The sequence below is a fragment of the Streptomyces sp. NPDC096013 genome, assembly GCF_044763565.1.
GTDB lineage: Bacteria > Actinomycetota > Actinomycetes > Streptomycetales > Streptomycetaceae > Streptomyces.
In genome coordinates, this window is record NZ_JBIWGK010000001.1 from 1,729,622 (window position 1) to 1,744,070 (window position 14,449).

Annotated in this window: 11 protein-coding genes; 4 read left to right on the forward strand and 7 right to left on the reverse strand. The window is 70.7% G+C overall.

What is annotated here, in order from left to right; translation table 11 throughout:
* Nucleotides 1-759 precede the first annotated feature (759 nt).
* Complete coding sequence (locus ACIRB1_RS07245; protein ID WP_403464840.1) at nucleotides 760-1,989, forward strand: trypsin-like serine peptidase; 1,230 nt, start codon at nucleotides 760-762, stop codon at nucleotides 1,987-1,989.
* A gap of 289 nt (nucleotides 1,990-2,278) precedes the next feature.
* Nucleotides 2,279-3,406 carry a trypsin-like serine peptidase gene (locus ACIRB1_RS07250; RefSeq protein ID WP_403464841.1) on the forward strand — a complete coding sequence of 376 codons (1,128 nt, stop codon included), beginning with the start codon at nucleotides 2,279-2,281 and terminating at the stop codon, nucleotides 3,404-3,406.
* A 236-nt stretch (nucleotides 3,407-3,642) separates the two neighbouring features.
* On the opposite strand, the gene hflX is transcribed toward ACIRB1_RS07250, so the two are convergent.
* The 6 genes from hflX to miaA form a co-directional block, all read right to left on the reverse strand.
* Complete coding sequence (gene hflX, locus ACIRB1_RS07255) at nucleotides 3,643-5,136, reverse strand: GTPase HflX (RefSeq protein WP_352185279.1); 1,494 nt, start codon at nucleotides 5,134-5,136, stop codon at nucleotides 3,643-3,645.
* 164 nt (nucleotides 5,137-5,300) lie between these two features.
* The gene (locus tag ACIRB1_RS07260) at nucleotides 5,301-6,848 is read right to left on the reverse strand and encodes a M1 family metallopeptidase (protein WP_403464842.1); all 1,548 of its coding nucleotides are present in this window, start codon (nucleotides 6,846-6,848) and stop codon (nucleotides 5,301-5,303) included.
* A 277-nt stretch (nucleotides 6,849-7,125) separates the two neighbouring features.
* Complete coding sequence (locus ACIRB1_RS07265; RefSeq protein WP_403464843.1) at nucleotides 7,126-9,270, reverse strand: RelA/SpoT family protein; 2,145 nt, start codon at nucleotides 9,268-9,270, stop codon at nucleotides 7,126-7,128.
* Between the two features lie 285 nt (nucleotides 9,271-9,555).
* Entirely contained in the window at nucleotides 9,556-10,425 is an 870-nt protein-coding gene (gene dapF / locus ACIRB1_RS07270; protein WP_403464844.1) for a diaminopimelate epimerase, read from the reverse strand.
* 229 nt (nucleotides 10,426-10,654) lie between these two features.
* Complete coding sequence (locus ACIRB1_RS07275; protein ID WP_403464917.1) at nucleotides 10,655-11,155, reverse strand: hypothetical protein; 501 nt, start codon at nucleotides 11,153-11,155, stop codon at nucleotides 10,655-10,657.
* A 108-nt stretch (nucleotides 11,156-11,263) separates the two neighbouring features.
* Nucleotides 11,264-12,202 (reverse strand): tRNA (adenosine(37)-N6)-dimethylallyltransferase MiaA, encoded by a 939-nt coding sequence (miaA, locus tag ACIRB1_RS07280; protein WP_403464845.1) that lies wholly within the window; start codon nucleotides 12,200-12,202, stop codon nucleotides 11,264-11,266.
* A 183-nt stretch (nucleotides 12,203-12,385) separates the two neighbouring features.
* On the opposite strand from miaA, the gene ACIRB1_RS07285 reads away from it, so the two are divergent.
* A complete protein-coding gene (locus ACIRB1_RS07285; protein WP_403464846.1) occupies nucleotides 12,386-12,673 on the forward strand; it encodes a hypothetical protein in 288 nt (95 codons plus the stop codon).
* Between the two features lie 24 nt (nucleotides 12,674-12,697).
* Entirely contained in the window at nucleotides 12,698-13,012 is a 315-nt protein-coding gene (locus ACIRB1_RS07290; RefSeq protein WP_403464847.1) for an antitoxin, read from the forward strand.
* Nucleotides 13,013-13,448: 436 nt separating this feature from the next.
* On the opposite strand, the gene ACIRB1_RS07295 is transcribed toward ACIRB1_RS07290, so the two are convergent.
* Entirely contained in the window at nucleotides 13,449-14,174 is a 726-nt protein-coding gene (locus ACIRB1_RS07295; protein WP_352185272.1) for a class III extradiol dioxygenase subunit B-like domain-containing protein, read from the reverse strand.
* Nucleotides 14,175-14,449: the final 275 nt, after the last annotated feature.

Genomic DNA, 14,449 nt, shown 5'->3' on the forward strand with positions numbered 1-14,449 from the left:
CCCTCGAACCCACCACGCGTCAGCTCACGACCTGGCACATCCTCGCACCTGCCACGCGTCAGCTCACGACCCGGCACATCCTCGCACCCGCCACACCCCGCCCCACAACCCGGCGCCCCCTCGCACCCACCGCTCCCCACCCCACAACCCCGCGCCTCCTCAAACCCATCACACCCCACCCCACAACCCGAGACATCGCCACCCCCGTCCCCCGTCAACCGCCCCTCCGGAACAGCCCCGTCCCCACCCCGCACCAGTTCACCCCCCGAAGCACCGCCGCCCCCGCCCCACGCCGCCGACTCACACTCCAAGGCGTCCCCGACCCCCTCACCCGCCGACCGAACCCACAGAGCGCTCTCACCCCGCCCGACCCCCAACTCCCGCCCCTGGCCGCCCGCATGCTCCCCGCCCACCGCCATCCCTTCGCCGCCCATAGGCGACTTGAGTCCTCGCATCACCACCGGCGCGGTCGCCGGGGCCCTACCGCCGGGCCAATGTCGCCACGGGCACAGGGATGGACCCGCGCATCGGCAGCAGACTCCCCACCGCTACCAACCCCGCACCTCGCAGCGGGTTACGGGTTGCCTCAAGATCCTTGCCGTAGCGAAACCGTTGCCGTTCCGTGGGAAGTCGCCCACAGCGAGCGCATAGTGTGTGGTGCCGTTCCGAAGGTCGTGAGGTCGGCCGGACTCGCCATGAGGTCCGGCTGAGATCACCGTCGGAAGCGCACCGTCCGTTCACCCAGGGGGAGTCAAGACCATGCGATCGATACGGCCGTCCTTCAGCGCCCGTCATGGGAGGGGCGCGCGGCGCGGAACCTCCCCCGTGCTGGCCGCCGTTGCCCTCGCCTCGGCGCTCGCGCTCACCGCGACCGCGTGCGGGTCCAGTGACACGAAGGCCGATGGGCAGTCCACGGCGTCCGCGAGCAGCAGTGGCACCGGTGACGGCAAGATCAAGATCCCGGACGACATCAGGGACAAGCTCAAAGAGCGCGGGATCGACATCGACAAGTGGAAGCACGGCGCCTGGAAGAACTGGAACAGGGACGACTGGCTGCGTGAGGCCGACGACTACATCAACCCGATCATCAAGGGGCTGTGGAGTTCCGGCCGGATGCGGGGCGCCGACGTCCCGGACAAGGGTGTCGACACCAATGACATCTCCGGCGACCAGGGCGTGACCGATCCGACGCCCGCGGTGGTGGACGCGAAGGCCGTGTCGCCCACGTACCACGCCAACGCGGCGACGGCGGGCAAGGTGTTCTTCGACTCCCCCGAGGGCACGATGGTCTGCTCGGCCACGGTCGTCGAGGACCCGGCGCACCCGGGCAAGTCCAACTTGGTCTGGACGGCAGGCCATTGCGTGCACGCGGGCAGGAAGGGCGGCTGGTACCGCAACATCGCGTTCGTGCCGTCGTACAACAACTCGGGCCGTTCGGCGGCGCAGTTGGAGTCCGCGACCCGCGACCAGGTCGCTCCGTACGGTGTCTGGTGGGCGGACTGGGCGCGGACCTCGCAGCAGTGGATCGACCAGGGCGGCGAGACGGGCGGCCAGGGTTCGTCGTACGACTACGCAGTGATCCATGTGACCCCGGAGAAGGGCACCGGGGGCAAGTCCCTTGAGGAGACGGTCGGTTCGGCGCTGCCGGTGAACTTCGACGCGCCTGCCGTACCGAAGGTGTCCACCATCACGGCGACCGGCTACCCGGAGGCGAAGCCGTACGACGGTTCGACGCTGTACCAGTGCACGGACAAGCCGGGGCGGCTGTCGATCAAAGTCTCGGACCCGACGATGTACCGCATCGGCTGCACGATGACGGGTGGTTCGTCGGGCGGCGGCTGGGTCGAGACGGGCTCCGACGGCAAGCCGGCGCTGGTGTCCAACACCTCGATCGGGCCGGTGACTTCGGGCTGGCTGGCGGGTCCGCGGCTGGGTGACGTGGCCAAGGGTGTGTACGACTCGGTCAGCAAGAAGTTCGCCGGCCAGTAAGCGCGACGGCGGGGACAGTCGGGGGACAGCCGCCGGCGGGGTGCCGACGGGGTGCCTCACAGGAACCTCACCGCCTCACCGGCGTTCGTCCCCAACTCCCCAGGCATAGTGGTCTCGCGGCACGGTCAGCGGCACCCGATCGCCGAGACGTGATCGCTGAGACGTGATCGCCGGGACGTGATCGGCCTCAACGACCAGCGGCAGAAGACCAGTAGTCTCCACGGGGGTAACCGCACCATGCGTTCCATCAGCACGTCCGCGACCGATCCGCGCGGGCGACGCCTGTCTCGTGGCGGCACTGTCGCTCACCGCGACCGCCTGCAACGGCGACGACTCCGCGAGCGACAAGCCCGCCGCCACCGCCACACAGGCCTCCGGCCAGGACAGGGTCCGGATTCCGTCGTCCGTCGCCGACAAGCTCAGGCGGCACGGCGTCGACGTGGACAAGTGGGCCGAGGGCGGCTGGAAGGACTGGGACAGGGACAAGTGGCTCAGCTCGGCCAAGGACTTCGTCAATCCGGTGATCAAGGGGCTGTGGAAGCCCGAGCGGATGAAGTCCGCCGAGGAGGCCAACAAGACGGTCACGACGAAGGACGCCGCCGCCGACCAGGGCGTCAGCGACCCCGAGCCGACGCCCGTCGAGGCCGTGGCCGAGAAGACGCCGTACCACCGGAACGCGGCCCCGGTCGGGAAGGTCTTCTTCGACTCCCCCGAGGGTTCGATGGTCTGCTCCGGGACGCTCGTCAAGGACGTCAACCACCCCGGCAGGTCCAACCTCGTCTGGACGGCGGGCCATTGCGTCCACGCGGGCAAGGACGGCGGCTGGTACCGCAACATCGAGTTCGTGCCCTCGTACAACGATCTCGGTGAGTCCGCCTCCCGGTTGAGCAACGCCTCGGCGTCGGAGATCGCTCCCTACGGCCAGTGGTGGGCGGACTGGGCGTCGACCTCGAACCAGTGGATCCAGGGCGGTTCGGAGACGGGCGGCGCGGGTGCCGCGTACGACTACGCGATCCTGCATGTGAAGCCGCAGTCCGGTTCCAAGTCCCTTGAGGAGACGGTCGGTGCCGCGCTCGACGTCGACTTCTCGGCGCCTTCCGCGACCCAGGTCGGCTCGATGGGCGCCTGGGGCTACCCGGCCGCGCCGCCGTACAGCGGTCTGAAGATGTTCAAGTGCCTCGACCGGCCCGGCCGGTTGTCGCTGGACACGACCCTGCCGACGATGTACCGCATCGGCTGCACCATGACCGGCGGTTCGTCCGGCGGCGGCTGGTTCCGTGTGGTCGACGGCAGGACCGAACTGGTCTCCAACACCTCGATCGGCCCGACCGACAACACCTGGCTCGCGGGCCCCCAACTCGGCGCCACCGCCGAGTCGCTCTACGAGAACATGAGCAGGACGCACGGCGGTCGGTGACACCCGCACAGATACGCGCACACCGAAGGCCCGCCCCCGCAAAGCGAGTTGGGGGCGGGCCTTCGGGCTGTTCCTCGACCGTCTCCGCGGCCACGGCATTTGCCACGACCGTCTCCACGGCCACGACCACGGCCTTTGCTACGACCATTTCCGCGGCCACAGCCTCTGCGCTACGACCGTTTCGACTCGCCGCAGCCCTTGACCACGGCCGTTTCGACGGCCTCCGCTACGACCGGTCAGGCCAGCGGTGCCGGGACGTACGGCGCGAGTTCCGCCGCCAGTTCCTCGTGCACACGGACCTTGAGGTGGGTGCCCTCAGCGGTGTGCTCCTCGGAGATCACCTCGCCCTCGGAGTGGGCGCGGGCGACCAGCTTGCCGTGGGTGTACGGCACGAGCGCCTCGATCTCGACCGAGGGGCGCGGCAGTTCGTTGTCGATGAGCGCGAGCAGCTCGTCGATGCCCAGGCCGGTGCGGGCCGAGACCGCGATGGAGCGCTTCTCGTTCCGCATCAGCCGCTGGAGCGTCAGCGGGTCCGCGGCGTCCGCCTTGTTGATCACGACGATCTCGGGCACCTTCGTGGCGCCGACATCCCGGATCACCTCGCGCACGGCGGCCAGCTGCTCCTCCGGGACCGGGTGCGAACCGTCCACCACGTGCAAGATCAGGTCGGCGTCGCCGACCTCCTCCATGGTGGAACGGAAGGCCTCGACCAGGTGGTGCGGCAGATGCCGGACGAAGCCGACGGTGTCGACCAGCGTGTACAGCCGTCCGCCCGGGGTCTCGGCCCGGCGCACGGTCGGGTCGAGGGTGGCGAACAGTGCGTTCTCCACCAGGACGCCCGCGCCCGTGAGGCGGTTGAGCAGGGAGGACTTGCCGGCGTTGGTGTAACCCGCGATCGCGACCGAGGGCACCTTGTGACGACGGCGCTCCTGGCGCTTGATGTCGCGGCCCGTCTTCATGTCCGCGATCTCCCGGCGCATCTTCGCCATCTTCTCGCGGATACGACGCCGGTCCGTCTCGATCTTGGTCTCACCGGGACCACGGGTGGCGAGGCCGCCGCCCGAGCCGCCGCCCATCTGACGGGACAGCGACTGACCCCAGCCTCGGAGCCTCGGCAGCATGTACTGCATCTGCGCGAGCGCGACCTGTGCCTTGCCCTCTCGGGACTTGGCGTGCTGGGCGAAGATGTCGAGGATCAGGGCCGTACGGTCGATGACCTTGACCTTGACGACGTCTTCGAGGTGGATCAGCTGGCCCGGGCTCAGCTCGCCGTCGCAGATGACGGTGTCGGCGCCGGTCTCCAGGACGATGTCCCGCAGTTCGTTCGCCTTGCCGGAGCCGATGTAGGTGGCCGCGTCCGGCTTGTCGCGGCGCTGGACGACACCGTCGAGCACCAGCGCGCCCGCGGTCTCCGCGAGGGCTGCCAGCTCGGCGAGCGAGTTGTCCGCGTCCTGGACCGTGCCGGTGGTCCAGACGCCTACGAGTACGACGCGCTCCAGGCGGAGCTGTCGGTACTCGACCTCGGTGACGTCCTCGAGCTCGGTGGAGAGGCCGGCGACACGGCGCAGGGCCGCGCGCTCGGAGCGGTCGAACTGGTCGCCGTCCCGCTCTCCGTCGATCTCGTGGCTCCAGGCGACGTCCTCTTCCATCAGGGCATCGGCCCGAAGACCTTCGGGGTAGGCGTGCGCGAAGCGCTCAGTGTCCTGGGAAGGGGAAGAAGAGGAGGTCATTGGGTCCTTACGTCGATGGGAGTCCTGCAAAGGTCATAACGTGCGAGTGCCTCCGGAGATTCCCGGCGAATCCGGATTCCCGATGGCTGCCCGGTGTGTCCCGGTACCCGCGCCGCCGACCTGAAGATGGTCGCACGGCGCGGATCGCCGCGTCACTGCCTTATTCACTGCCCCTCGCCGCGCTGTTTCACCGGTGCCTGCGACTTCCAGTCCGGGTGACCCGGCATCGGCGGCGTCTTCGCGCCGTAGAGCCAGGCCTTGAAGAAGTCGCTCAGGTCGCGGCCGGAGATCGCGGAGGCGAGTTCCTCGAAGTCCGCGGTGGTGGCCGTGCCGTCGTGGTGGATGTGGACCCAGCTGCGCTCCAGGCGTTCGAAGGCCGGGCGGCCGATCTCCTGGCGCAGGGCGTAGAGGGCGAGGGCGGCGCCGTCGTAGACGTTCGGGCGGAAGATGCCGATCTTCTGGCCGGGCGCGGGCGCCTTGGGCAGTGCGGGCGGTCCGCCGGCGGCGCGCCAGCGGTCGGATGCCTCGTAGGCCGCCTTCATACGGGTGTCCATGGGCCGGTGCGCCTTCTCCTCGGCGTACAGCTCCTCGTACCAGGTGGCGTGTCCTTCGTTGAGCCACAGGTCGGACCAGGTGCGGGGGCTGACGCTGTCGCCGAACCACTGGTGGGACAGTTCGTGCACCATGATCGACTCGACGTACCACTTCGGGTAGGCGGGCTCGGTGAAGAGATCTTTCTCGAAGAGAGAGATCGTCTGCGTCTCGAGTTCGAAGCCGGTGGACGCGTCGGCCATGAGCAGCCCGTACGTCTCGAAGGGGTACCGGCCGACCTTGCTCTCCATCCAGGCGATCTGGTCGGGGGTCTTCTTGAGCCACGGTTCGAGCTGTTTGGCGTCCTTGGCGGGGACGACGTCGCGCATCGGCAGGTCGTGCGGCCCGGTGCGGTGCAGCACGGCGGAGCGGCCGATGGACACCTGGGCGAGTTCGGTGGCCATGGGGTGCTGGGTGCGGTACGTCCAGGTGGTGTTCCCGCCGACCTTGTCGACGCCGGCCGGGAGTCCGTTGGCGACGGCCGTGTAGGCGTTGGGGGCGGTGACCCTGATGGTGAACATCGCCTTGTCGGAGGGATGGTCGTTGCACGGGAACACCAGGTGGGCGGCGTCGGCCTGGTTGGCCATCGCGAGCCCGTCCTTGGTGCGCACCCAGCCGCCGTCCTCGCCCTTGGCGGACACGGGGTCGCTGGTGTGCCGCACGGTGATCCGGGTCCAGCTCCCCTCGGGGATCGGCCTCTCCGGAGTGACGACCAGGTCCTCACCGGCACTGGCGAAGTCGGCGGACCGCCCGTCGACCTCGACCGAGTCCACGGTGCCGTGCGCGAAGTCGAGGTTGATCCGGTCCAGCGTCCGGGTCGTCCACGCGTCGATGGTGGTGACGGCCTGGAGGGGCTTGCTGTTGCTGCCGGGATACGTGAACGAGAGGTCGTACGACGCCACGTCGTAGCCCGGGTTGCCCAGGGTCGGGAAGAGGCGGTCACCGACCCCCAGGGGCGTGGGCGGCGCGGTCGCGGCGACGAGGCAGACGGACACGGCGGAGGCGAGCAGCGCCGCCTTCAGCCGTCGGGAGTTCCTGGTGCGCGACCGGGGGGCCTGATCGCCGGAGCCGGTGCGGGGGACGCCGTTGCCGGTCGTGCCGGTGCGGGGGGTGAGCAGCATGCACCACCGCTACCAGCGCGCGCGTGCCATACGGCGACGACTCGCGACCGGCCCACTCGAACGGGGTGTTCCGGGGCCGCACAGCGGACGCACGTTGCAAGGGCCCCTCTGGGCGCGCTTCGGAAAGGCCTCTCCAGGTGTGCGTGTCAACGGCCCTTCCGGGTGCACGTCGCAAAGGCCCCTCCAGGTGCGCGTCTCAAAAGCCCTTCTACAGGGAGGCGAAAACCGAGCGCCGAGCGCGCACCTCACGCGGCCGGCGTCGGAGTTCGCGCCCCGCTCAGAAGGCCGACGTCTGGTGGTGCTGCGCGCGGCTCACGTCGTAGACCCCCGGGACGTTGCGCATCGCCCGCATGAGGGTCAGGAGGTGGGCCGCGTCCGGGAGTTGGAGTGTGTAGGTGTGGCGGACGCGCTGCTGGGTGGGGGGTTCGACGGTCGCCGAGACGATTTCCGCGCCCTCCTGGGCGATGGCTTCGGTGAGGTCGGCGAGCAGATGCGGGCGGCCGAACGATTCGGCTACCAGCGTGACCCGGCACTCGGTGGTGTCCCCCCAGCGCACACCGACCTCCGCGCGCCCCACGCCCTTCATGTGCGCCACCGCGCTGCACCCCACACGGTGGACGGTCACGACCCCGCCGCGTACGGAGAATCCGGTGACCTCGTCGGGCGGTACGGGCGTGCAGCAGCCGGCCAGCCGTACGGTCGCGCCGGGCTGGTCGACCACGGGTGTGGCCGGGGCGTCCAAGGGGTTCGAGGTGTCCTCGGAGGCGGGGGGCGCCGTACGGACGCTCCGAGCCCTGTCGTCTGCCGCGGCGCCCGCACCGTCGTCGCTTCCCGGATGCGCGGCGATCCAGCGCTGGATGGCGATCCGGGCGGCGGGCGTGTGCGCGTGCTCCAGCCACTCCCTGGAGGGCTCGGAGGCCGGGTCCTGGCCCATGAGGAGCTGGACGGTGTCGCCGTCCTTCAGGACCGTGCTGAGGGTCGCCAGGCGGCCGTTGACGCGGGCGCCGATACAGGCGTGGGCGTCCTCGCCGTACTGCGCGTAGGCGGCGTCCACACAGGTCGCGCCGTCGGGCAGGCCCAGTGTGCCGCCGTCGGGCCGGAACACGGTGATCTCGCGGTCCTGGGCGAGGTCCTCGCGGAGCGTCGACCAGAAGGTGTCGGGGTCGGGCGCGCCCTCCTGCCAGTCGAGCAGGCGGGAGAGCCAGCCGGGCCGGGTGGGGTCGGCGCGCTCGCCGTCGTTCGCGGCCTGTTGCTCCTCCGAAGGAGGAGCGTAGGGATTGCCGAGCGCGATGACGCCGGCCTCGGCGACCTTGTGCATCTGGTGCGTGCGGATGAGGACTTCGACGACCTGGCCGTCGGTGTGGGCGACGGCGGTGTGCAGCGACTGGTACAGGTTGAACTTGGGTACGGCGATGAAGTCCTTGAACTCCGAGACGACGGGCTTCAGGCAGGTGTGCAGCTCGCCGAGGACGCCGTAACAGTCCGCGTCCTCGTTCACGAGTACCAGGAGGCGGCCGAAGTCGGCGCCGCGCAGCCGTCCGCGCTTGCGGGCGACGCGGTGCACGGAGACGAAGTGCCGTGGCCTGATGAGGACTTCGGCCTGGATGCCGGCGTCGCGCAGGACCCCGCGCACCTCGTCGGCGACCTCGGCGAGCGGGTCGTCCGCGCGGGAGGCGTTGTCGACGATCAACTCGCGTGTGTGGTCGTACTCCTCGGGGTGGAGGATCGCGAAGACCAGGTCCTCCAGTTCGGTCTTGAGCGCCTGGACGCCGAGCCGTTCGGCGAGCGGGATGAGGACGTCCCGGGTGACCTTGGCGATGCGGGCCTGCTTCTCGGGGCGCATCACGCCCAGGGTGCGCATGTTGTGCAGCCGGTCGGCGAGTTTGATCGACATCACGCGGACGTCGCTGCCGGTGGCGACGAGCATCTTGCGGAAGGTCTCCGGCTCGGCCGCGGCGCCGTAGTCGACCTTCTCCAGCTTCGTGACGCCGTCGACGAGATAGCGCACCTCGGCGCCGAACTCCTCGCCTACCTGATCGAGCGTCACTTCCGTGTCCTCGACGGTGTCGTGGAGCAGGGAGGCCGTCAACGTCGTGGTCTCCGCGCCGAGTTCGGCGAGGATCAGGGTCACGGCGAGGGGGTGCGTGATGTAGGGCTCGCCGCTCTTGCGCATCTGGCCGCGGTGCGAGGACTCGGCGAGCACCCAGGCGCGGCGCAGCGGTTCGAGGTCGGCGTCGGGATAGTGGGCGCGGTGCGCCTCGGCGACATGGCCGATGGCGTCCGGCAGCCGGTCGCGCGCGGTGGGGCCGAGCAGGGCGGCCCGGCCGAGCCGGCGCAGGTCGATCCGGGGGCGGGCCTTCCTGCGGGGCACTGTGTTGGTCACAGGGCCTGGGGTCGCAGGGTTCGTGGCCTCCGCACTCATGGGCACCTCCGGCTGCTTGACCGGCGGACGGGTGCCCCATGGCGTACTCGGCTCAGGGGATGGTGACGATCCCCCGTCCGGGCCGGTGCTTGATGCTACCGAGCCCACCACGTGCGACTGACCGCCTCTCGCCGAGCGTGAAACGGATCACCCATTCGAGCGAAGGTCGGAAGGTTTACGGTTTTGCGCCACGGCATACGAGGTCAGCCGTGCTTTCGAGCCGCGCCGGACGCCGGAGACTTGGAATCAGGGCGCCCGGGACGACCGCGGCTATGTTTCACCCGTTCAGCGGATGGCGTTTTCCAGCCACTCGGCATCGATCTCGCCTTCGGCGACGATCACCGCGGGGCCGGTCAACTCGATCTCTCCGTCGGGCCGCTCGGTGATCACCAGCGTTCCCCCGGGCACATCGACGGTGTAGGTCGCGTGCGTCCCGGTGACGGCGGGGTCGGCGCCGTCTCTCCGCGCGGTGGCCACGGCGACGGCGCACGCGCCCGTGCCGCACGAGCGGGTCTCGCCGGCGCCGCGCTCGTACACGCGCATGGCGACGTGCCGGGGGCCACGGTCGACCACGAACTCCACGTTGACCCCGTCCGGGTAGGCGGCGGCCGGACTGAAGGGCGGCGGGGCGTACAGGTCGCCGGCGTCGGCGAGGTCGTCGACGAAGGCGACCGCGTGCGGGTTGCCCATGTTCACGTTCCGCGCGGGCCAACTGCGGTCGCCCACGCTCACCTTGACGTCCCCTTCGGGGAGGCGGGCCTTGCCCATACCGGTGGTGACGTCGCCGTTCTTGGCGATGTGCATGGTCTTCACGCCCCCGCGCGTGGCGATCGAGAAGTCACCTTCGGCCACATGACCGGCGCGCTGGAGATAGCGGGCGAACACACGGGTGCCGTTTCCGCACATCTCCGCGATCGAGCCGTCGCCGTTGCGGTAGTCCATGAACCACTCCGCCTCGGCCGCCATGTCGCGCGCCTCGGGGTGCGCGGCGGACCGCACCACATGCAGCAGTCCGTCGCCGCCGATGCCCGCGCGGCGGTCGCACAGGGCGGCCACGGCGGCCGGGGACAGGTCGATGGCGTTCTCGGGGTCCGGGACGATCACGAAGTCGTTCTCGGTGCCGTGCCCCTTGAGGAAGGCGATCCGCGTGCTCATTCCTCGATCGTACGGGGTGCCTACGACAACCCGGCGATCACGGTGACAGGCCCTAGGCCGTGTCCGCAAAGTCCCGTCGTCCGCCCGGAGGGCGGGCCTCGCGGCGTCCGGTGCGTGCGCTCGGTGTGCCGCCCGGAAGCCCCCGTACTGGACGTACTTGGGCTTCCGGGCGGTGCGGCGAGCGTGCGTGCCGGGCGTCGCGAGGCAGGCGGGACCTTGCGGACACGGCCTAGCGGAGCCTGGCCACGCGCCACACGGCGAGGACCACCACCGCGCCCACCGCGAGGGCGTACGCGATGACGACCCGATAGTCCGGGCGCCCCCCGGAGCCGCGCTGCGGGAAGCCCGGCCAGGTGGAGCCGACGCGGCGGGCGGCCATCATGCCCCAGCCTGCCGCGCAGGAGCAGATGAGCAGGCCGAGCATGGCGATCACGGCCCCGCTGTCGCCGAAGTCGAAGGCGAGCGGGAAGGCGAACATCAGGGAGCCGACCGCGGCCAGGGCCACGATGGGCGCGAGCTGCCAGATGCGCAGACGGCGCTGCGGTCGCAGCTCGACCTCGACCTCGGGTCCGGCGTACATCTCGTCGGGCCCGGGACCGTCGGCGGTCACGCCGCCCTGGATCTCGTCCGGGCCGTCCGGGCTCAGCCTGCCGTCGCCCTCTTCCGGTTCACCACGGTCCGCGGTGACCTGCTCAGCGCCTTCTGCGGTCTCGCGAGGGCCGGCCTCCATCGCCACGCGCCCTCCCAACTCGGACTCCACTTGGTCGATCGAAGCTCGATGATGGCACGCCCCCGGAGGCCGGAACGGCGGCCGGAGCGTCCCGATGCCATGACGTGATCAGGCTGTAACCGGTCGTTCGACCAACGCCAGTGCCAGGTGCGGAAGTTCTGTGAGATCCGCCGCAGCCCCACTCAACCAGTGCACCCGGGGATCGCGTCTGAACCACGAATCCTGACGGCGCGCGAAGCGCTTGGTGGCACGCACGGTCTCCGCGCGCGCCTCCTGCTCCGTGCACTCCCCCGCGAGCGCCGCGAGCACCTGCTGGTAGCCGAGCGCGCGCGACGCCGTGACCCCCGCGCGCAGGCCGCGCGCCTCCAGCTCCCGCACCTCGTCCACGAGGCCCGCGCTCCACATCCGGTCGACCCGGCGCGCGATGCGCTCGTCGAGTTCGGGGCGCGCCACGTCGACGCCGATCTGGACGGTGTCGTAGATCGAGTCGTGGCCGGGGAGGTTGGCGGTGAAGGGCTTGCCGGTGATCTCGATGACCTCCAGGGCACGGACGATACGGCGGCCGTTGCTCGGCAGGATGGCGTGCGCGGCCTCGGGGTCGGCGGCGGCCAGGCGGGCGTGCAGGGCGCCGGAGCCGCGCAGGGCGAGCTCCTCCTCCAGGCGGGCGCGGACCTCGGGGTCGGTGCCCGGGAACTCCAGGTTGTCGACCGCGCCGCGCACGTAGAGGCCGGAGCCGCCGACCAGGATCGGCCAGCACCCCTCGGCGAGCAGGGCGTCGATGCGCTCGCGGGCGAGCCGCTGGTACTCGGCGACCGACGCGGTGACCGTCACGTCCCAGATGTCCAGGAGGTGGTGCGGGATGCCGTCGCGCTCCTCGGGCGTCAGCTTGGCGGTGCCGATGTCCATCCCTCGGTAGAGCTGCATGGAGTCGGCGTTGACGACCTCGCCACCTAGGCGCTGGGCCAGGAAGACGCCCAGATCGGACTTTCCGGCCGCGGTCGGTCCGACGACGGCGATGACTCGGGGGGCGGGGGGTGCGCTGCTCACGTCCCCAGTCTCGCAAACGTCGAACCCTCGCCTCGAACGAGTTACGTGACAGCACGCGCGTGGGGTCGTTGCCCGATGCGAGGTATCCCGCCGCCGGTTTCTGGAGGCGGTGACCCGGGCGACGCAATCGGACGCACCGGGCTACGCGGGATTTCGCCCGCACGAGTAGCGTATGGAGTTGATATGGGCGTTTTTGACCGGATTCTTCGGAGGTCGAAAGCTACGGAGGAGGCGTCGACCGCCGAGGCGGTGACCGACACGGAGACGGTCGAGGCACTGCCCGCCGAAGCGGCGGACGAGGTGTCGGGGACCGAGGCCGGGGCAGGGGTCGAGGAAGCGGCGGAGACGACGGCGACGGAGGCCGTCGCGACCGCCGGGTCCGCGGACGCCGCCGACGGCGTCGAGATCCCCAAACAGCAGTCCGCCGAGGTGGCCGCCGACAACGAGGCCGGTGAGGGCGCCCGCACGTAACGGCCCCGCGTGGGAAGGATGACCATGGGTCTGATGGACAACTGGAAGGCCAAACTCGCCCCGGCGAAGGACAAGGTCTCGGGCCTCGCGCAGCAGCACGGAGGCAAGATCGAGAACGGCCTGGACAAGGCCGCGAAGATGGTCGACGAGAAGACCAAGGGCAAGTACAGCGACAAGATCCAGACCGGCACGGGCAAGGCCAAGGACGCCATGGACCGCCTCGCGCACAAGGACGACGGGACGGGGAGCACCGGAAGCACCGGAAGCACCGGGAAGACGGGGCCGGAGGCGGGCGGCACGACGCCACCACCGCCGGGCTCGACTCCGTCGGCCTCCTGAGCGGCATCTGAACAGCGATCGGCGGACGGCCGAGGGGCGTAGGGCTCCTCGGCCGTCCGCCGTTTCGTGGGACTGAGGTGGCGGGGCGGGGGGTTCGGATTACGGGCCGGGCGGTTCGGATGCCTGAGGGTTTCGGATGCTGAGGGTGGGGTCGCTTCGGAGCGGGGGTGAGTGGTGAGGGGGGCACGCGGGCGCTACGGCGGCTCTAAGGCCCGCTGTGGCCCATGGGCCCTACGGCAGTTCCAGGGCCCGGTGTGGCGCGCGGACGCTACGGCGGCTCCAGGCCCCGGTGTCCGTTCGCACCGCTCGCCTTCCCACTGCTCGCCTGCCTCCCGCCCGCTGACCTTCAGGTCGCTCCCCGCCTACGAGCTCAGCGCACGGAGCACTCGTCCTCCAGCCGGGCCCAACCCCGCAGCCCCGTATGCCCTCCCCGCCCCTACGACCAGGTGGCAACCACGTACCCAACCCCGTACGGCGCGTCCTCGTACAACAACGCACCGCCCAACCCCGCGCCCTCCGCAGCCCCCGCGAGCACCTGCCACGGCGCCCGGCCGGACGCCTTCAGTTCGTACGCCAACTCCGCGTCCAGCGCCTTCACCCCCGCCACGTCCGCCGCACCCAGCACCCGCGCGACCTCCGCGTCGAACGGCGCCGCCCGCTCGTCGAGGTAGCCCGGCGCCTTCAGCGTCCGGCACGCGCTGGCGTCGCCCATGACCAGCAGCGCGACCCGGTCGGTCGGGGCGACGATGTTCCTTCCGGTGTGAATACACCGCTCGGGCTCGAGGGGTTCCCCAACGCCGAGTCCTTCGATCGGGGCGTCGGACCACCCGGTCCGCTCAAGCAGCCATGCCGCGACGGCGAGCGAGGGCGGAAGCTCACGCTCCGGCACGGCGCCCGTCTCTTCCCGCCCGTCCCCGCCCAGCCGTACGTCGAGATCCACACCGAAGCCGCGGAACGAACCCCGGGTGCCCTGAGGATGGGGCCCGCGCCCGCTCTGCTCGGCGGGTCCGACGACCACCAGGCGGTCCGGCCGGGCGGCGGCGAGGACGCCCAGCGCGTCGGTGCACGCGGCCCGCGCGACGGCCAGTTCCGGCGCGGCACCGGCGGCGACATCGGGGACGAGAATCGGCGGGCAGGGACAGACAGCGGCGGCTACGAGCATGGCCGGAACCCTAACAAGGCACCCTGACAAGTCACGCCGACGATCCACAGGTCACGTCACACGGGCGCACGCCTCACACGAGCGCACGCCGCACGGGGCCAACGTCACACAGGCACACGCCTCGCATGAGGACAACAACCCGCGGACGCCCACCTCGCTTGGCCGCGCCCGCAAGCGCACGGCCCGCCCACACAGGCCGCGCCCCACGACACACATCCATCAGCGGCACACACGCCCCGGCCACACCCGCACCGACCACACCGTCGCGCCCCCAC